This window comes from Mesorhizobium sp. WSM4828 (assembly GCF_055811175.1).
Map to the genome: position 1 here is coordinate 22064 of NZ_JBVVQK010000026.1, position 17815 is coordinate 39878.

Sequence of the window (17815 nt, forward strand, 5' to 3'; positions counted from 1 at the left end):
CACACCTCGTGGCATCGTTGCGCCAAGCGGACACACGAGGCCGACGCTCGACGGGCAAGGACGTGGTGGACATCTCTCCGATCATGATGATTGGCCGAGTGTCTGCTTTGAAAACAGCGAGGGTCTTCTTGATGTAACTCGACTGCGCAATTTGTGGACTCGCTTCCGAGAGTTGCCATCCGCTGGGTCTGTCGTGATGAGTCATAGGGACCTTATCCCAGCAAACCTTCTCGTGCAGGGCGGGCGTCTTGTCGGAGTGCTTGATGGCGGCAGTTTCGGACCAGCAGACCCGTCGCTGGATTTAGTAGTCGCGTGGCATCTTCTAGCCGAGCGAAGGGCGACCTACCGGTGCGTCCTTCAAGTTGAAGATCTTTGGTGGAACCGTGGTGTCGCTTGGGCGTTCCACCAGGCAATGGATCTCGTGTGGTATTATGATCGCACCAACCCCGCAATAAGTGCGCTGGGGCGCAGCACGATCTCTCGTCTCTGGGAACTGGGCTAGGTGCGTCGTCTCCCGGCCAGATCGGGGTCTGAAAGGTCGCCCATTGTAAGCGTCGCCAGCGTCGGCTTCCCCACCTTCCAAGACATTCGCACGAAACCAAGCAGCTTCCCAAAGTAGGCGATGAGGTGACTGCCCCTCCGGCTTCCTCTAGCAGCGTCATTGGGCAATCAACTGCAACTGCCGCTGATCTCGTTTCCGGCATGTTGAGCATCGAAACGATTGCGCAAACGTTTCGACTGCGGTATCGTTTCGCTCAATCCGCCAATCAGAACAAGAGCGAATGGGAAACGCAGTTAGGGAGGAGCGCTTGCGAGCACCCCATTTGAGCCGCCATGCCGACAATGGCTGAAGTGGCGCGCCGCGCGGGCGTGTCGGTTTCGACCGTGTCGCATGTCGTTAACCGCACCCGTTTTGTATCACCCGAGAAGGCGAAGCTCATCAACGACGTGATTGCCTCGATGGGCTATCAGCCCAACGAGCTGGCGCGCTCTCTCAAGGCCTCGACGACCAACAGCGTCGGTCTGGCAATCTCGGCAATTTCCAATCCCTATTTCACCGACATCATCTGCGCAGTGGAGGCCGAGTGCGCGCGTCTCGGTCTTATGGTTTTCCTGTCCGACACCCAGGACGACCCGGATCGCGAACTTTCGGTGGTCCGTGCTTTCCATCAGCGGCGGGTCGACGGCGTCATTCTGGCGCCATCGGGCGCACCGCAGCGGGCGATCGACTATCTGGCCGAGAAGAAGTTGCCCTGCGTCTTGATCGACCGCTTCGCCGACGAGCGCTTCGATCAGATCGGCGTTGAAAACCAATCCGCGATGCGGGCTCTTATCGATCACGTCGCATCTTTCGGCCACCAGCGGATTGGGTTCATTGCAGGGCAGCCGGGCCTTGCTACAACTCGCGAACGTATCGATGCGTTCAAGTCAGCTTTGATGGCCAACGGACTTGCCTACGTGCCGGAATATCTGCCGCTCGGGAACGTCGACACGGCGAGCGCTACGGCATCGACCCACGCGATGTTGTCATTGCCTTCGCCACCTACAGCGTTGGTCACCGGCAACAATATGGCAACGATCGGAGCGGTCCGCGCGGTTCGCGAAAAAGGTCTCGCCATACCTCGGGATCTTTCACTTGTCGGCTTTGACGACTTCGAATGGGCCGACTGTTTTGAGCCCCGACTGACGCTTATTGCGCAGCCTTGCACCGAAATCGGCCGGCAGGCGGCATCCTTGCTTAGTGCCCGAATTGCATCGACCGATATCGAGCCCCGCTCGGTGCGGCTTCAGGCGACGCTGCATGCCCGTCAATCTTGCGGGAGGCCGGCATGAGCGCGCCGCTTCTATCGGTTACAGGCGCCGTAAAACGCTTCGGCGGCGTCCAGGCACTACGGGGAGTCGATTTCGACCTCAAGCGAGGCGAGATCCACGCCCTGCTGGGCGAGAACGGCGCCGGCAAGTCGACATTGATGAACCTGTTGTCGGGAGTTTATGCGGCGGACGAGGGCGAGATTGAGATCGACGGCAAGCCAGTGCGCTTCAGCAATCCACGCGAAGCTCAGGGCGCCGGCATTGCCACCATCTTTCAGGAACTCGATCTCGTGCCGACGCTCGACGTGGCGTCGAACCTCTTCCTGGGCCGCGAGTTAGTGCGCCCGGGCGGCTTGCTCGATGTGGCGGCGATGCGCCGCGAGGCCCACAGACGGCTGGAAGCGATCGAACTCGCCATTGACCCGGCACGACTGGTCGCCGATCTCTCGATCGGCCAGCGCCAGGTGGTGGCGATCGTCAAGGCGCTGTCCTACGCGTCGCGCGTGCTGATCATGGACGAGCCGACGGCGGCTCTGACGGTGAGCGAGGTCGAAAGGCTGTTCGACATCATGCGCAAGCTAGCCGCCAGCGGCATCGGTATCGTCTATATCTCGCACCGGCTGGAGGAAGTGCCCGAGATCGCAGACCGGGTGACGGTGATGCGCGACGGGCGCGTTGCCGGAGTCACCGAGCCGCACGCCCCGCAAGCCGAGTTGGTGCGGCTGCTGGTCGGGCGTCCCCTCGACGAGCTTTATCCCCAGCGCGCTAAAGCAGTCGGCCGGGCGCTCCTCAGCTTGCGCAATGCAACCTTCCGGCTGGCACGCGACAGTGCCGGCTGGCAGGCCCCGACAGGGCTTTCCCTCGATGTGCATGAAGGGGAGATCGTCGGACTGGCTGGCATCATGGGGGCAGGGCGGACCGAACTTCTCAGCGCGCTTTACGGCACCGGCCTCTCCGGTCGCTGGGAGGGCGACATCGCCCTCGACGGGCGTCAGGTGAAGCTCAACTCGATCAGGGCGGCTCGAGCGGCTGGCATCGCCTTCGTCACGGACGACCGTCGCGGCAGCGGCCTAATGCTGAGGATGGCTGTCGGCCTCAACCTGGTCATGTCGGTGATCCGCCGCCTCTCGCCGGCCGGACTGATGTCGCCGGGCCGGCAGGCGGAGGCGGTGAAACAATCCTTCGGTCAGTTCGACATCCGGCCAAAGAACCCCGACATCGCCGTCGGCGCGCTTTCAGGTGGCAACCAGCAGAAGGTGGTACTGGCCAAGGAGATCTTAGGCAATCCGCGTCTTCTGCTGCTCGACGAGCCGACGCGCGGCGTCGATGTCGGTGCCAAAGGCGAAATCTATGCGCGGCTGAGGCAACTCGCCGCTCAAGGGTTGGGCATTCTGGTCGCCTCCAGCGAAATGCCTGAGCTGATCGGCCTTTGCGATCGCATCGTAGTGCTGCGCCATGGGCGCAATGTGGCGGAATTCATCGGCGGCGTCGACGAGCACACGGTGCTGGCCGCAGCAAACGGCAAGGAGACCTGATGTCTGACGAGACGACTTCGGCTGCAGGCGTGCCGTTGGCGGCAGCACCCGTGCATCGCGATCCGCTCGCTTTGGTCGTGCGCTTCCAGAGCTTGATCGGACTGGTGCTGGTCGCGATCGGCGGCGTCATCTTCTCGCCGAGGCGCCATGGCGAGATCCTGTTCCTTGCGCCAGACAACATGGCCAACATCGTGCGCGCGGTGTCTGAAACCGGCATCATTGCCATCGGCATGACCTTCGTCATCATCACCGCCGGCATCGACCTTTCAGTGGGCGCCGTGCTCGGTCTCTCCAGCGTGGTTACCGCAACGATGATGATCTCCGGCGGCTTCGGGCTTATCCCGACCGTCCTTGCTGTGCTGGCAATGGGCACCGTCTTCGGCATGATCCAGGGCATGATTTCCAGCCGCTTTCGCCTCGAGCCATTCATTGTCACGCTCGCCGGCCTGCAGGCGGCGCGGGGGCTCGCGCTGGTCGTATCGGGCAACCAGTACATCAACATTTCCTATGGCGATGGTCCCGGCCTGGCGCCACCTGTTTTCGCGGTGCTGGGCGAGCGTCTGTTCAACAACACCGTGCCGGTGGCGACCATTGTCTTCATTGTCTTCGCCGCCATTGCCACCTTGGTATTGAACACCACGCGCTTTGGCCGCTATGTCTTTGCCGTCGGCGGCAACGAGCGGGCCGCGCGCATTTCCGGCGTGCCGGTCTCGATGGTCAAGATCTCGGTTTACGCTATCACCGGCTTTGCCGCCGCCCTTGCCGGCATCGTGCACGCCGGTCAATTCAACTTCGGCAGCGCCAATGACGGTATGGGCTATGAGCTCACCGCAATCGCGGCCGTGGTCATCGGCGGCACCAGCCTGTTCGGCGGCGCCGGCTCGATGGTCGGCACCGTCGCCGGCACCATCATGCTCGGCGCGCTCGCCAACATCCTTCAGCTTAACAACATTACCCCCGCCATGCAGCTGCTCGCGACCGCCGCGATCATCGTCCTGGCGGCCGTGCTTCAATCTCTCGTGCGCCGCCGCGAGGGTTTGGGCAGATAGCAGGCAGACGGCGGGCAGATGAAAGGCGTTAGAAACCAAGGTGTGGCCGCAGCGGCCCTAAAAAGGAGGAGAGAGAGCATGAGAACCACAGAACGAGGATCGTGGCGTGCCTGGCGGCTTGGACTGCTCGCCGGCACGTGCCTGTGCCTGGCGGGCACCGCAGAGGCCGCTGACCCAATGGTCAAGGCCTGCGCCAAGGACGGCCAGTTCATCATCGGCTTTTCGCAGGCAAACAACGCCGAGCCCTACCGCCAGCATGTCAATGACGAACTGAGCGCGGCGGTCAAGGAAGTGTCTCAGTTCACGCTGCAGATCGCTGATGGCGCGGGCAACGTCAACACGCAGACATCGCAGGTCGACAACTTCATCACTCAAAAAGTCGATCTGCTCTTGATCTCGCCCTTCGAGGCGGCGCCCCTGACCCCGGCGGTGAAGCGCGCCATGGATGCCGGCATTCCCGTGATTGAGCTAGACCGCAAGACGGTAGGCGACCCAGGTAAAGACTACACCGCCTTCATCGGCGGCGACAATTACAAGATCGCTCTCGAAGCAGGAAAATACACCGCAAAGACCCTGCTCCCGGAAGGCGGCGAGGCAGCGGTGCTTGAAGGCCTGCCAAGTTCGACGCCGGCGGTGGAGCGGCTCAACGGCTTCAAGGATGGTGTGAAGGAAAATGGCAAGATCCAGGTGGTGGCCGAGCAGGCCGCCGACTGGGTGCCCGACAAAGCTCAGACCGCTTTTTCTGCCATGCTGCAAGCGCACCCCGATATCAAGGTGCTCTACGCCTCGAACGACATGATGGCAGCCGGCGCGCTGCTTGCAGCCAAGGGCGCGGGCAAGCAGGTCAAGATTATCGGCACCGACGGCCTGCCGGGCCCGGCCGGCGGCATCGAGGCCGTGGCCAAGGGCGACTGGGCGGCAACCTTCACCTACCCGACCGGTGCCAAGCAGGCGATCGAGATGTCGAAGAAGATTCTGCTTGATTGTGCTTCGTCGGTTGAGCCGACGGTGACGGTGGCTACGACCGCGATCACGCCAGAGAATGCCAAGCAGATGATGGGGAAATGAGTTCAGGGCAAAATTAATAGGACAAGGCCCCGCGCGGGGCCTTGTTGCGTATTGGGAGACGCCACGCAGGGCACGCAATGGGACTGGCAGCAGCCCGCCAGCGCGAGTTCCTGGTGGGCGGCTGTCCAAGCGTCAGCGCGAGGGTCCGGCTCCCACGCCCTGCATCGCCAGCGACCGATCGGGAGACCTGGTGCTCCGCAGACTCGACTTCATATAAGCTGGCACTAATTATTGCCCCTTGGGTGAAAAAACCTTGGAGGCGACATGCTGAAACCATCAGGGAAGAACAACGCTCGGGGACGCCGACTTCTATCTCTTTTTCGCAGCTATGGTGATCGTATCACGGTGCGGCGAGTCACACGCAAACTTCATTCATACCGAGATTGGCTCAGAGCCTTTGCCCTGACGGTCCTCCCGACGAGCAAGGCTCATCACTGCAATGCCTGCGATCGCGATATAGCGGCTTTTTACCGTTTCGGAGCCTACACTCTTGTCTGCCCGCTTTGTCATGCGGTGGATCGCGAGCGGTTTTTGATTTGTGCTCTAGACCGTAGGCTTATCAAGTTGCCGGTGGGGCAGCTTCAAATTCTCCAGATTGCGCCTAGCGAGAAAGGTCTTTCAAAGAGACTCTCTCAAGCAGGCAACCTAATCAAAGGCGATTTCGAGCCGGGACGGTACGGGCCGGATACCGTGAAAATTGACCTGATGGACATGCGACGCACCAGCGATCTCGATATTGTCGTATTAAGTCATGTCATGGAACACGTGCCTGATGATCGGCATGTGTTTCGGCAACTTTGGTCATCTCTTAAGCCCCGAGGGCAGGTCTGGATCCAGGTACCGCTGATTTATCGCCAAACGATCGAAGCGACGCCATCTATGTCACTGAGGGAGCGCGACGAGCGCTTTGGTGGATCGGATCACGTGCGAGCCTACGGACTGGATATCAAGGAGCGTATCGAGGACGCCGGCTTTGCCGTCACCCGAATAAATTCAGATCGTATACCCACCGCGGATCGCGAACGGCTTGGGCTTCTCTCCGATACTCTCTTTGTCGCAGAACGGCCCGAGTAACCCAATTTGGAATGAAAGCCTTGTTGCAGCGCCGGGATCGGCTGAATTCAGCGTGAAGGCAGCTCGGTCGAAGAAGTGCGGCCCGGCCACGTGGGTTAGAACGCTCCCGGCGTCTCGCGCATGGCCATGGCCTTCTTGCGTCTGTTATCGGCGGGGTTTGCGATGCTAAACCGGTCGATCACACGCAGCCGCAACCCGATAGCGCTGTCACCGCGATGCGCCTCCTTCACTGGTCCGATAATCACGGCGCACTCGGGGCAAATCGCCTCGATCGACAGCCAATAGGCGGCGCTAAGACGATAAGGCAATCCGACTCGGCACCGATCACGGCGGCGCCTGCTCCTGTGCGGCCCGCTCAAATGCGATCAGCCCGCTGGCCGACAAGGCGAAGCAGCGCTGCGATACGTGAATCTGGTTGGCATCGATCCACGGAATGAATGCTTGACCTCAAGTTAACTTAAGCTTGTACCATCCGGCCATACGGTTTGAAGGAGCATCGGCAATGCTGACCAACATCGATCTTCAGGGACTTCGTGTAGCAGTCACGGGAGGCACCTCCGGCCTAGGACTGGCGCTTGTGCGGCAGCTTGCCAAAGACGGAGCCTCGGTCGCCTTCGTTGCACGCACTGCCGCGGACGTCGAACGCATCGCTGACGAGACGGGCGCACATGGCATTGTCGGCGACGTCGGCAAAAAGGACGACATCTACCCGATCGCGTTGCAGGCCACAGTGAGCCTGGGCGGGCTCGACGTTCTGATCAACAATGCCTCGAGCCTCGGGCCCGTTCCACTGGCGCTCCTTGCCGATACCGAGTGCGAGCAGCTGGAAAAAGCGCTCGCGGTCAACCTCGTCGGCGCGTTCCGGCTGACGAAAGCACTGTTCGGTGCACTTGCCGCGTCCGCGCGCGAGGGCCGTGGCGCGCTGGTGATCAACATCTCCAGCGACGCGGCGGTGAACGCCTATCCCGGCTGGGGTGCGTATGGCGCGAGCAAGGCCGCTCTTGCTCACCTGACGGCGATTTGGGACGAGGAGGCGAAGGCCGACGGCATCCGGCTCCTCGCGCTCGACCCCGGCGATATGGACACCCCACTGCACGCGCTGGCGCTTCCTGACGCCGATCCGTCGACATTGAAGCGTCCCGACTTGGCTGCTGCCGAGATCATCGAACAGATGCTCGACACGTTGCCGGCCGGCGCAACACTTCTCGCCGAGGCACGTGGATGATTGCCGCCGACCGTCCGGATCGGCGCGCCGCCCGGCTGCTGGTCGTCGAGGCGGACTGGGCGACGCGCGACCTGCCGCGCACTAAACTCGCGACACTGTTCGATGCCGGCGATCTGGTCGTAGCCAATGACGCCGCGACCTTGCCTGCCAGCTTCCACGGCACGCATATTCCGAGCGACGAGGCGATCGAGATCCGCCTGGCAGGCTGGCTGACATTTCCCGACCCAACCAATTTCCTGGCGATTGCCTTCGGCGCGGGCGATCACCGCACGCGCACCGAAAATCGGCCGCCTCCGCCCCCGCTGTCACCAGGCGATCGCCTCCGGCTCGGCCGGCTTGAAGCCATCGTAGAGCGCTTTGTCGATCACCCCCGCCTTATCGAGTTGCGCTTCCCAGGCAGCCGCGCAGCGGTGCTTGCGGGACTGGCGCAGCACGGCAGGCCGATCCAATATGCGCATGTTCACGAACCGTTGGCACTTTGGAATGTTTGGACGAAGATTGCCGCCAGGCCGGTGGCGTTCGAGACGCCATCGGCAGCGTTCGCACTCGACTGGCGCACGCTCCAGGCCTGGCGTCGGCGCGGCGTGGGCTTCGCAACACTCACTCATGCCGCGGGCGTGTCTTCCACCGGCGACCCCGGGCTCGACTTGCGCCTCCCTTTCGACGAGCCATACCGCATTCCCGAGCGCACCGCGGCGCAGGTCGCGCGGGCGAAGCTCTGCGGAGGTCGCATCATCGCAATCGGCACGAGCGTGGTGCGCGCGCTTGAGGCAGCTTCCAATCCCGACGGCAATGTGCGTGCCGGAAATGGCATTGCGACAGGGCGCATCGCGCTGGGCACGCCACTTCGCGTCGTCGATGCGATTCTAACAGGCGTCCACCAGCCCGGCGAAAGCCATTTCGAGCTCCTGCGAGCCTTTGCCGACGATGCTCTGCTCGCCAAGGCTTCCGCATCCTGCGCGGCGTACGGCTACCGTACGCATGAATTTGGCGATTCCATGCTGCTCAATCGGCTGGATCGATCGCGGACAGAACCAGGAAGTGCGCGAGACGAAGCCTCTACTCTAGGCGACCCGATGATCTTGGATCTCCAGACCCGGCGCCCGACTGGACGTCCAAGGTCATCGTCGACGGACGGCTGGTAACGGGCCAGAACCCGCAATCGGAGAGGGCGAAGCCGTGCGCAACCTTCTTTCCGCCTAGCAATCGCAAGGCACCAAGCTTTGCACGATCACCATGACCTGCACTCCCCAAACTTTAGCTGTTTGGGGAGGCGGGCTACTCATCTCAACTGCGCATAAGTTTTGCAGTTTGACAATAATGGCCAGCCGGGCGATCCCGGTATTTAGCGTTGCTTCGGCGAGTCAATACTAAGCCTGCGCTTGCGCGCCGTCCTTCTTGACAAGACCATCGGCTGGACGAGCGATTCCACAGTGCCTGACAGTTTTCTAAAAGGCATCGAACGCGATTATGTCGCCCAGGAAGCCAAGCTTGGCCCGACCATTCGCATCGATAATAATGCAGATCTGCATTATCTTGCGCAATGAACAGGACTGCTTTGATATGACAACGTTGACAGTGACGACAAGGGGACAGGTGACGTTCCGCGAGGACGTACTGCAACATCTGGGTATCAAGCCGGGCGAGAAGATCGAGCTTGATCTGCTGCCCGGCGGTCGGGCAGAACTGAAGGCGGCACGGGCGAAGGGGTCGTTCCGGGACCCCCACGGCTTCCTCAGAAGCAAGACCAAAGGCCGGGCGCTCAGCATCGAGGAGATCAACGAGGCGATAGCGGAAGCGGGCGCCGCGGCCGGGCCCGGCAAGGAATGAGGGTTACCGCCGACACGAATGTGCTTCTGCGTCGCCGACGATGAGAGGCCGGCGGCCATTGCCGTCGACCTGCTGGCTAAAGCGAACACCGTGGCCGTGAGTTTGCAGGCCTTGTGCGAGTTCGCCTGGGTTCTGGCCCGGCAATACCAGACAGAGCGCGAAAATATTGCCGCGGCGATCCGGGCATTGCTGAATACGGCGAATGTTGTCGTCAACCGGCCGGCCGTTGAGGCAGGACTGTCAGTCCTCGATGCCGGCGGTGATTTCGCGGACGGCGTGATCAATTTTGACGGCGGCTGGCTTGGCGGGGAGACTTTCGTCTCGTTTGATCGAAGGCCTTCAAACTGCTTTCGGCGCAGGGACAATCCGTACAGCTTCTTTCCTAAGTGGTCTTTCGCCCTGTGCTGTCGCGTCTTTATGTGAAGCCGTTTGCGTCGTTTTTGGCAGAGCGGGTTAACTGGTCCGACCAGCAATGAAAATAACGGCGGCATTGCGTAAGCCTTACGGCGCTTCGGCTTCATCTTCGCGGAGCGCAGAACGACAAATGCGGGCGAGATACCGCGAAATTCCGTGGCCGAGGTCCACCAGGAATCGCCTCACGCCATCCTCATGCGGGAACTTGCTCAGGCGCGAGGCATGGTCGTGCTGATCGCCCTGTACGACGTCAATCACGCCTGCGCTTCAGGGATCAGACAATGGTCGTCGCGGACGGCCGGCTGGTCGCATGCGGGTCATCGCCGGACGTCATCACATCCGATCTGCTGCGGGTCACCGCAACGCCCGCATCGAGCCGTGCGCGCGCGGCTTCGGCCATGTCATCGTGGATGGCGTTGCGGATGGGCGTCGGACGGTCATTATGTCGGCAGCGGAACTGAATCCGGGATTCGGAGCAGATTCGAAGCGGCAGCCGGGGTCCTGCCGCGTGATCGCAACCGCATTATGCTGGTTGATCGACGCGCGGACTGATCGACCTGATCCTCTGACCGCTGGTTGGAGGCGACAGCGTGCTTGCATTCAGCTCAAGGCGTGGCCGGCCAATCCGTAGACCCAAGGCCCATCGTCTTCACGGTTCAGGAAGTGACGCCCTTTGGACATGGTCGTAACGGTCTCGGCAATGCCGAAACCGCAGTGCTGGAGAAACGCGGCAAACACGCCATCCTTCTCGCGGGTGTCGACGCGGGCGAACCGTCCTGCCAGTACCTTCAGATGCACGGCTGTGAGATGGGCTGCGTCGAGATCGTTTCGCGCGACCATGGGGCCGATCACGTGACCACGCCCGAACTCGCGACACATGGAATAGCCGACGATCTCGCCGCCGCGGCTCAAAGTGCAGATCGAGGCATCGGCCGCGAGCAACGCGAGCAGCCTCTGGCGGTTTGTCCCAAACGCGCGCGTATCCAGCGCCGTGATCTCCTTCAGCCTGTCGCTCGATAGCGTCTGCAATTGACCGTCCAGGGCCGGCATTGTTGGGAGCGCCTGTGGGACCTCCCCCTGACGCATGTATACGATCGCCTCGGTCGTGAAGCCGAGTGAGACATAAAGAGGATAGGCAGCATGGGTAGCATTGAGTGCCAAGTTGCGATCGCCGCACTGCTCGAGGACCAAGTCCATGAGCCATCGGCCGCCTCCTTGCGCTTGCGTGCGGGGCGTTGTGATCACTACGCCGATTGTGGCGAAATCCTCCCCGTGAGGAAACCACATCGCGCTGCCGAAAACGCGTCCAATACCATCAACGGCAACAATGCCGCGGCCGGCACGGCGCAGAAAGTCCCAATCCTTCGGCCGATGAGGCCAGCGGACTGAGATCGACAGCGCGTGCAGTAGCTTGACGTCGACATCATCAATGTCCCGCGCGACCAGTTCGAAGGATTTCAGGCGTACTGACCTCTGCATCTCAGTCGATCCGCTCCTTCAACGAATGCGCAAGGCACGCGGTGTTGATCCTGTCATCGATCGCCATGTCGCGACATGCCTCTTTTGCCGCAGCATTATACGGGAAAGCCAGCAGGTTTCGCTGGTTCGAGGTGCTTTTTCGCAACATTCGGCCAAAGCACGACGCGATTCGGCAGGGAACACTGCTGCCTGCGGATAGGCTGGTTGCACCCGGTGATAGTGTGCAAGCAGAGCGGACCGCCATGAACGTGGAAGAAATCCTCGCGACGCTGATTGGATTTCCCTCTGTTGTGGGCACCCCAAACGGCGCGATCGTCGATTGGATCCGCGACTACTGTCAGGCAGCCGGAGCCGAGGTGACGGTTCTGCCCGGTCCCGAGGGCGACCGGTCCAACCTTTTTCTTACGATCGGGCCGCGCCAGGGTCGGGGCTACATCATCTCCGGACATATGGATGTCGTGCCGGCCGGCGAGCCGGAATGGAGCTCGGATCCTTTCGTCCTTCGCCGCGAGGGCGGCAGGCTTTACGGCCGCGGCACCACCGACATGAAGGGCTTCCTCGCCTGCGCACTGGCCGCGCTCCCAGGACTTGCGGCGATGAACCTGCGGCGGCCAGTTCATCTCGCATTCTCCTATGATGAAGAGGCGGGGTGCCGTGGTGTGCCGCATCTCCTGGCCGCGTTGCCGAGCTTATGCGAGAGGCCGCTTGGCGCGATTGTCGGCGAGCCGAGCCGAATGCAGCCCGTGCGCGCGCACAAGGGGAAGGCCGCCGCACGACTCGAGGTGATCGGGCGATCCGGCCATTCGTCACGCCCCGATCTCGGACTCAATGCCGTGCACGCCATGGCCGGCGTCATCACATATGCCGTGGCCTACGGCCAATCGCTCGCGGACGGGCCGCTCGATCAAAATTTCGAGCCCCCATATTCGTCCTTGCAGGTGGGCGTCATCGCCGGTGGACAGGCGGTCAACATCATCGCTGGTCACTGCACAGCCGACATCGAGGCGCGTGCCGTGCCCGGCGTTTCTCCAGCCTCCCTGCTTGAGCCGGTCAAGGCCCGGCTCTTCGCCCTGCGAGACAGCGGCTTCGATGTGGCTTGGCACGATTTGAGCACCTATCCCGCCCTTGCGCCCGCCAACGGGAGCGAGCTTGCGGCCGTTCTGACGGAGCTGACGGGGCAGGAGCCGCTCACGGCCGTCAGTTTCGGCACGGAGGCCGGGCTTTATCAGCAGGCCGGCATCGATGCGATCATTTGCGGTCCTGGCGACATCGGCCGTGCCCATCGTCCCGACGAATATATCGAGATCGGTGAACTCGCCGCTTGCCGGAAGATGATCGAGGGGCTCGGCGCGCGTTTTGCGGCCTGAAGGGAGGGGCGGCACCATGGCGTTTCTTTTCAATTCCGATACCGCGCGTGCTGCGGTCTTCCGCGAGATCTTCGCGCGTCAGCTCCCGGATCTGGAATTCTTCCATTCAGGAGACGAGATGGAGCCGGAGAAGGTGCGCTATCTCATCACCTGGACGGTGCCGGACGAGATCTCGCGCTATCGCAATCTGGAAGTTCTGTTTTCGATCGGCGCGGGCGTCGACCAGTTCAAGCAGGACGTGGTGCCAAGCCATGTGAAGCTTGTGCGCATGGTCGAGGACGGCATCATACGCATGATGCAGGAATACGTCGCGCTCGGCGTGTTGGCGCTCCACCGGGAGATTCCCGCCTATCTCGAGCAGCAGAAAAGGTGCCTCTGGCAACCGATTGCCGCTCGACAGGCGGCCGAACGCCGGGTTGGCTTCCTCGGTCTTGGCATGCTGGCCCGCGCGGCTATCGAGCGCTTGAAGCCGTTCCAGTTTCCGCTTGCCGGGTGGAGCCGCAGCGAAAAGCGGATAGAGGACGTCGCCTGTTTTCACGGCACGGACCAACTCGCGGGCTTTCTGAAGCAAACGGATATTCTCGTGTGCCTGCTGCCGCTCACAGAACAAACGCACGGCCTCCTCGATGCAGAGTTCTTCGACTTGCTGCCCGTCGGGGCGCAGCTGCTGCATGTCGGCAGGGGTCCGCAACTGGACCAGGCCGCGCTGATCAACGCGCTCGACACCGGTCACGTATCTGCGGCGATGCTTGATGTCACCGATCCAGAACCGCTCCCGCAAGACCATCCGCTGTGGTCGCATCCGAAGGTGATGATAACGCCGCACATCGCCTCGGTGACGCAACCGCATACGGCGGCACAATCCGTCGTGGACAATATCCGGCGCCATCGCGCCGGAGAGGAACTGATCGGCCTCGTCGATCGGACACTCGGCTACTAACCAGGAAACATCACATGTCACTTCTGATCACGATCGACACAGTCCCAGGCTTCGCGCCGAAGGAGGCACTACCGGCTCCGGAGCGGCTCATTTCCGGCAATCCATCCTTCAAGACCTGGGCGCAGGATGCCTCGAAGGGAGAAAAGGTGCTCACGGGCGTCTGGGAGGCGACGCCCGGCGAGACGCATTCGATCAAGGGCACTGTCTACGAGTTTTGCCACATCGTTTCGGGTCTCGTCGAAATCGAGGAGAAGGGCGGTGAAACCAAGACCTACCGCGCCGGCGACAGTTTCGTGATGAAGCCCGGTTTCGTCGGGGTCTGGCGCACGATCGAGACCGTGCGCAAGATCTACGTCTGCGTTTACGACTGAGTTCAGGGCTCAAGGTCTGGCCGAATAGCGCGCGCGGCGGTTCCAGAACAATCGGCTTTCCAGGTTTCGCCTGACGCGATTAGACGCCGTCAGACGGCTCATCCTCGACGGAAAATGCGGCAGGCGGTCCACTATTGTTCACATGACGTTAGTGCGAATGAGGACGTCCATCAATGAAGACCTACAAGCTAGCGCTCATCCCCGGCGACGGCATCGGCAAGGACGTGACGCAGGCGGCATGGCAGGTGCTGCAGGCGGCGGCAAAGCGGGGCGGTTTTGCGCTTGATGACACAAGATTCCCATGGTCGTGCGCCTACTACCTGGAGACCGGCGCAATGATGCCGTCAGACGGCATCGAGACACTTCGAAAATTCGATGCGATCTATCTGGGCGCTGTGGGCTGGTCCGCGGAAGTGCCCGACTCAGTATCGCTTCACGGACTGCTCCTGCCGATCCGGAAAGGGTTCACGCAGTATGCCAACATACGACCGCACCGGCTGTTGCCGGGTGTTCAGGGGCCCCTTCGCTCCGATGGTTTCGACATCCTGTGCATCCGCGAGAATACGGAAGGCGAATACTCCGGCGCCGGTGGGCGCGTTCATTCCGGCACGGCCGATGAGGTGGCGGTTGAGACTGCGATCTTCACGCGTACAGGTGTCGAACGGATCATCCGTTTCGGTTTCGAACAGGCGCAGGCGCGCCGCAGGAAGCTCGCATCTGTCACCAAATCCAACGCGCAGAAACACACCATGGTTTTCTGGGATGAGGTCACGCGCGAGGTGGCGAAAGACTATGCCGATGTGGAGGTCTCGCACTACCACATCGACGCCATTGCCGCCCGTATGGTCCTCGCGCCTGAAAGCCTCGACGTAATCGTCGCATCGAACCTTTTCGGCGACATCCTCACCGATATTGGAGCGGCCATTCAGGGCGGGCTGGGTTACGCCGCCTCCGCCAATATCAATCCCGATCGCAGCTCGCCTTCCATGTTCGAGCCAGTCCATGGTTCGGCGCCCGACATCGCGTATCTCGGCGTCGCCAATCCGATCGCCGCGATCTGGTCCGGTGCGATGATGCTCGAGCATCTGGGCGAGGGGCAGGCTGCGGCACAAGTGATGTCGGCAATCGAGTCCGCAACCGCGCGGGGGATTGGCACGATCGCAGGCAAGGACAGGACTGAAACGATCACGCAGGCCGTGCTGGCAGGATTGAGCTGAAAGAGCAGAGGAAAAGACCATGAATGCGATGACGAAGATTGGCATGTTCAACGACTTCGACCTTTTCCGCCAGCAGGCGCTGATTGGCGGTGCCTGGCGGGATGCGGAAACCAAGGGCGTGGTCGATGTCATTGACCCTGCTAGCCAAAGTGTTCTCGGCACCGTTCCCGCAATGGGCGAGAACGAGACGAGAGCGGCAATCGCTGCCGCGGCTGAGGCCTTCAAAAGCTGGAGGAAAAGGACGCATGCCGAGCGTGCAGGACTTCTGGAGCGCTGGCACGACCTCATCGGCCAGCACGAACAGGATCTCGCGCTCCTGCTGACGCTGGAACAAGGCAAGCCGCTTGCCGAGGCGGTGGCGGAAATCCGCTACGGCGCATCTTTTGTGAAATGGTTTGCGGAGGAGGCGCGCCGGATCGGTGGCTCGACCATTCCGTCACCCACGGCCGATCGCCGCATTCTGGTGCTGAAAGAACCCGTCGGCGTCTGCGCCATCATCACGCCGTGGAATTTCCCCAACGCGATGATCACGCGCAAAGTGGCACCGGCGCTGGCCGCAGGTTGTACGGTTGTCATCAAGCCGTCGGAATTTACGCCATTCTCGGCGCTGGCGCTCGGCGTTCTGGCGGAACGGGCAGGTATCCCTGCCGGCGTGATCAACATTGTGACCGGCATGCCCATCGAAATCGGCAACGAAATGATGGCCAACGAGACGGTGCGCAAGATCTCGTTCACCGGTTCGACCCGCGTCGGTGCGCTGCTCATGCGTGGCGCGGCCGATAGCATCAAGCGGCTGAGCCTGGAGCTTGGCGGCAACGCACCCTTTATCGTCTTTGACGACGCCGATCTGGATAAGGCAGTTGAAGGGGTGATCGTATCCAAGTTCCGCAATGGCGGTCAAACCTGCGTTTGCGCGAACCGGATTCTTGTGCACGAAGGCGTTTACGACGCTTTCGCCGAAAAGCTGAGCCGGCGCGTGGCGCGGATGAAGGTTGGCGCAGGGACCGACGAGGGCACTGAGATCGGCCCGATGATCAACGCGGCCGCGATCGACAAGATCGAGCGTCACATCGCGGATGCACAGGCGAAAGGTGCGCAGATCATCGCCCAAAGCGAGACTGTGCCGGAGGGCAAGCAATATGCGCGGCCCGTCGTGCTGGGAGAGGCTACTACCGGGATGCTCCTGGCATCGGAAGAGACGTTCGGTCCGGTGGCGCCGCTTTTTCGCTTCGAGACGGAGGAAGAGGCCATCGCCATCGCGAACGGTACGCCGTTCGGCCTTGCCGCCTACTTCTACACCGACAATCTCAAGCGCTCATGGCGTGTTGCCGAGGCGCTGGAGTTCGGTATGGTCGGGCTCAACACAGGCATGATCTCGACCGAGGTTGCGCCTTTCGGCGGTGTCAAGCAGTCGGGAGTGGGGCGCGAAGGATCGCAGCTCGGCATCGAGGAATATCTCGAGGTCAAGGCGCTTCATGTTGGCGGGCTTGACTAGTTATCTTCCAGGCAGGTGGAAACACTTGCAGCGTTGGAACAATAAAGAAAGGGGCGGTGAAAACCGTCCCTTTCTCTATTGCGACCAGTGGCTATTAAGGTTGGGAGCGCCTCGCTCTGGCGCGACTGCGCCTACAAACGTTCAGGCGAATTCCCGAACGGGCTCCAGTCCGATGGCGCCGGCCAGACCGCCGATATGCTTGATTTCCGCATATTCGTAGAAGGGGTTCGCAGGCTCGTGGCCGCGGTTCACCCAGACCTTGCTCTTGATACCGAGATCATAGGCGGTCATGAGATCGTAGCGAAATGAGGACGACACGTGCGTAATGTCCTCCGGGCCGCAGCCTAGTTTGTCGAACATATATTCGAAGCCCTTCATCTGCGGCTTGTATGCGCCCGTCTCCTCGGCCGTGATGACCATGTGAAAGGGTGCGCCGAGTTTCTCCACGTTCGACATGATCAGGCTCTTCATGGAGTTCGACAGGATCACCAGCGGAATCTCCTTGGCGACCTTGCTCAGGCCCGCCGGTACATCCGGGTGCGGACCCCATGTCGGCACTTCCGCATAGATGCGCTGGGCATCCTCGGGCCGGAATGCGACGCCGTTGCGCTTGCAGGCACGTTCCACGGAATTGTGCACGACCTCGCTGTACGGCTTCCAGGCGCCAAGAACCTCATCGAGGCGATAGGCTGAGAAATCCTTAATGAACTGCGCCATCACAGCTGGGGAGAGCTGCGCGCCGTATGCGCGTCTCGCCGCGCCGGCCATGTCGAAGTTGGTCAGTGTACCGTAGCAGTCGAAGGTGATGTATTTCGGTCTGAACTGGGTCATGGGCGTCGATCCTTCCGATCCTGTCGGCACTGCGTGCCTTTTACGGCAAGGATCATAATGAGGACCGGAGAAGACTAGTCGCCGCATTCGATGCGCCCTGAAGCAGAT

General features: G+C 61.6%; 18 protein-coding genes and 1 pseudogene. 16 read left to right on the forward strand and 3 right to left on the reverse strand.

Annotation, left to right across the window (positions count from 1 at the left end):
• Positions 1-193: 193 nt before the first annotated feature.
• The 6 genes from AC0L2X_RS24900 (at position 194) to AC0L2X_RS24925 (ending at position 6538) form a co-directional block, all read left to right on the forward strand.
• Positions 194-502 carry a phosphotransferase gene (locus AC0L2X_RS24900; protein ID WP_473600432.1) on the forward strand — a complete coding sequence of 103 codons (309 nt, stop codon included), beginning with the start codon at positions 194-196 and terminating at the stop codon, positions 500-502.
• 332 nt (positions 503-834) lie between these two features.
• Positions 835-1833: a LacI family DNA-binding transcriptional regulator gene (locus AC0L2X_RS24905; RefSeq protein ID WP_473559179.1), complete on the forward strand. Its 999-nt coding sequence runs from the start codon at positions 835-837 to the stop codon at positions 1831-1833.
• Complete coding sequence (locus tag AC0L2X_RS24910; protein WP_473600433.1) at positions 1830-3347, forward strand: sugar ABC transporter ATP-binding protein; 1518 nt, start codon at positions 1830-1832, stop codon at positions 3345-3347. The genes AC0L2X_RS24905 and AC0L2X_RS24910 overlap by 4 nt, the downstream gene beginning before the upstream one ends.
• On the forward strand, positions 3347-4396 hold the full coding sequence (locus tag AC0L2X_RS24915; RefSeq protein WP_473600434.1) for an ABC transporter permease: 1050 nt from the start codon (positions 3347-3349) through the stop codon (positions 4394-4396). Before AC0L2X_RS24910 ends, AC0L2X_RS24915 begins: the two co-directional genes overlap by 1 nt.
• 78 nt (positions 4397-4474) lie before the next feature.
• Complete coding sequence (locus tag AC0L2X_RS24920) at positions 4475-5464, forward strand: substrate-binding domain-containing protein (protein WP_473600489.1); 990 nt, start codon at positions 4475-4477, stop codon at positions 5462-5464.
• Between the two features lie 264 nt (positions 5465-5728).
• Positions 5729-6538: a class I SAM-dependent methyltransferase gene (locus tag AC0L2X_RS24925; protein WP_473600435.1), complete on the forward strand. Its 810-nt coding sequence runs from the start codon at positions 5729-5731 to the stop codon at positions 6536-6538.
• Positions 6539-6633: 95 nt separating this feature from the next.
• Here AC0L2X_RS24925 and AC0L2X_RS24930 read toward each other — a convergent pair whose 3' ends face one another.
• A complete protein-coding gene (locus tag AC0L2X_RS24930) occupies positions 6634-6846 on the reverse strand; it encodes a hypothetical protein (protein ID WP_473559186.1) in 213 nt (70 codons plus the stop codon).
• A 194-nt stretch (positions 6847-7040) separates the two neighbouring features.
• Between AC0L2X_RS24930 and AC0L2X_RS24935 the strand changes: the two genes are divergently transcribed.
• The 5 genes and pseudogenes from AC0L2X_RS24935 (at position 7041) to AC0L2X_RS24955 (ending at position 9979) form a co-directional block, all read left to right on the forward strand.
• Complete coding sequence (locus AC0L2X_RS24935; protein WP_473559188.1) at positions 7041-7763, forward strand: SDR family NAD(P)-dependent oxidoreductase; 723 nt, start codon at positions 7041-7043, stop codon at positions 7761-7763.
• Positions 7760-8908, forward strand: a complete 1149-nt coding sequence (locus AC0L2X_RS24940) for an S-adenosylmethionine:tRNA ribosyltransferase-isomerase (protein ID WP_473559190.1) — start codon at positions 7760-7762, stop codon at positions 8906-8908. The genes AC0L2X_RS24935 and AC0L2X_RS24940 overlap by 4 nt, the downstream gene beginning before the upstream one ends.
• 237 nt (positions 8909-9145) lie before the next feature.
• Entirely contained in the window at positions 9146-9310 is a 165-nt protein-coding gene (locus AC0L2X_RS24945) for a hypothetical protein (RefSeq protein WP_473600436.1), read from the forward strand.
• A 16-nt stretch (positions 9311-9326) separates the two neighbouring features.
• Positions 9327-9593 carry an AbrB/MazE/SpoVT family DNA-binding domain-containing protein gene (locus AC0L2X_RS24950; RefSeq protein ID WP_473559194.1) on the forward strand — a complete coding sequence of 89 codons (267 nt, stop codon included), beginning with the start codon at positions 9327-9329 and terminating at the stop codon, positions 9591-9593.
• Positions 9590-9979: pseudogene (locus AC0L2X_RS24955) on the forward strand (type II toxin-antitoxin system VapC family toxin). Before AC0L2X_RS24950 ends, AC0L2X_RS24955 begins: the two are co-directional and overlap by 4 nt.
• A 628-nt stretch (positions 9980-10607) precedes the next feature.
• On the opposite strand, the gene AC0L2X_RS24960 reads toward AC0L2X_RS24955, so the two are convergent.
• Positions 10608-11486, reverse strand: a complete 879-nt coding sequence (locus AC0L2X_RS24960; protein ID WP_473559196.1) for a GNAT family N-acetyltransferase — start codon at positions 11484-11486, stop codon at positions 10608-10610.
• 242 nt (positions 11487-11728) lie between these two features.
• Between AC0L2X_RS24960 and argE the strand changes: the two genes are divergently transcribed.
• The 5 genes from argE (at position 11729) to AC0L2X_RS24985 (ending at position 16876) form a co-directional block, all read left to right on the forward strand.
• Positions 11729-12853 (forward strand): acetylornithine deacetylase, encoded by a 1125-nt coding sequence (argE, locus tag AC0L2X_RS24965; RefSeq protein WP_473600490.1) that lies wholly within the window; start codon positions 11729-11731, stop codon positions 12851-12853.
• Between the two features lie 16 nt (positions 12854-12869).
• Positions 12870-13793: a 2-hydroxyacid dehydrogenase gene (locus tag AC0L2X_RS24970; RefSeq protein ID WP_473600437.1), complete on the forward strand. Its 924-nt coding sequence runs from the start codon at positions 12870-12872 to the stop codon at positions 13791-13793.
• Between the two features lie 14 nt (positions 13794-13807).
• A complete protein-coding gene (locus AC0L2X_RS24975) occupies positions 13808-14164 on the forward strand; it encodes a cupin domain-containing protein (protein WP_473559199.1) in 357 nt (118 codons plus the stop codon).
• A gap of 173 nt (positions 14165-14337) precedes the next feature.
• Positions 14338-15381 (forward strand): tartrate dehydrogenase, encoded by a 1044-nt coding sequence (locus AC0L2X_RS24980; RefSeq protein WP_473600438.1) that lies wholly within the window; start codon positions 14338-14340, stop codon positions 15379-15381.
• 19 nt (positions 15382-15400) lie between these two features.
• Positions 15401-16876, forward strand: coding sequence for an NAD-dependent succinate-semialdehyde dehydrogenase (locus AC0L2X_RS24985; RefSeq protein WP_473600439.1), 1476 nt, complete (start codon positions 15401-15403; stop codon positions 16874-16876).
• Between the two features lie 141 nt (positions 16877-17017).
• Here AC0L2X_RS24985 and AC0L2X_RS24990 read toward each other — a convergent pair whose 3' ends face one another.
• Positions 17018-17707: a haloacid dehalogenase type II gene (locus AC0L2X_RS24990; RefSeq protein ID WP_473600440.1), complete on the reverse strand. Its 690-nt coding sequence runs from the start codon at positions 17705-17707 to the stop codon at positions 17018-17020.
• Between the last annotated feature and the right edge of the window lie 108 nt (positions 17708-17815).

Bases quoted from the DNA above. Each gene is read 5' to 3' on its own strand.
- AC0L2X_RS24915 (WP_473600434.1), top strand. From the start codon at position 3,347: ATGTCTGACGAGACGACTTCGGCTGCAGGCGTGCCGTTGGCGGCAGCA.
- AC0L2X_RS24985 (WP_473600439.1), top strand. From the start codon at position 15,401: ATGAATGCGATGACGAAGATTGGCATGTTCAACGACTTCGACCTTTTC.
- AC0L2X_RS24940 (WP_473559190.1), top strand. From the start codon at position 7,760: ATGATTGCCGCCGACCGTCCGGATCGGCGCGCCGCCCGGCTGCTGGTC.
- AC0L2X_RS24990 (WP_473600440.1), bottom strand. From the start codon at position 17,707: ATGACCCAGTTCAGACCGAAATACATCACCTTCGACTGCTACGGTACA.
- AC0L2X_RS24905 (WP_473559179.1), top strand. From the start codon at position 835: ATGCCGACAATGGCTGAAGTGGCGCGCCGCGCGGGCGTGTCGGTTTCG.
- argE (WP_473600490.1), top strand. From the start codon at position 11,729: ATGAACGTGGAAGAAATCCTCGCGACGCTGATTGGATTTCCCTCTGTT.
- AC0L2X_RS24950 (WP_473559194.1), top strand. From the start codon at position 9,327: ATGACAACGTTGACAGTGACGACAAGGGGACAGGTGACGTTCCGCGAG.
- AC0L2X_RS24910 (WP_473600433.1), top strand. From the start codon at position 1,830: ATGAGCGCGCCGCTTCTATCGGTTACAGGCGCCGTAAAACGCTTCGGC.
- AC0L2X_RS24920 (WP_473600489.1), top strand. From the start codon at position 4,475: ATGAGAACCACAGAACGAGGATCGTGGCGTGCCTGGCGGCTTGGACTG.
- AC0L2X_RS24925 (WP_473600435.1), top strand. From the start codon at position 5,729: ATGCTGAAACCATCAGGGAAGAACAACGCTCGGGGACGCCGACTTCTA.
- AC0L2X_RS24960 (WP_473559196.1), bottom strand. From the start codon at position 11,486: ATGCAGAGGTCAGTACGCCTGAAATCCTTCGAACTGGTCGCGCGGGAC.
- AC0L2X_RS24935 (WP_473559188.1), top strand. From the start codon at position 7,041: ATGCTGACCAACATCGATCTTCAGGGACTTCGTGTAGCAGTCACGGGA.
- AC0L2X_RS24970 (WP_473600437.1), top strand. From the start codon at position 12,870: ATGGCGTTTCTTTTCAATTCCGATACCGCGCGTGCTGCGGTCTTCCGC.
- AC0L2X_RS24980 (WP_473600438.1), top strand. From the start codon at position 14,338: ATGAAGACCTACAAGCTAGCGCTCATCCCCGGCGACGGCATCGGCAAG.
- AC0L2X_RS24975 (WP_473559199.1), top strand. From the start codon at position 13,808: ATGTCACTTCTGATCACGATCGACACAGTCCCAGGCTTCGCGCCGAAG.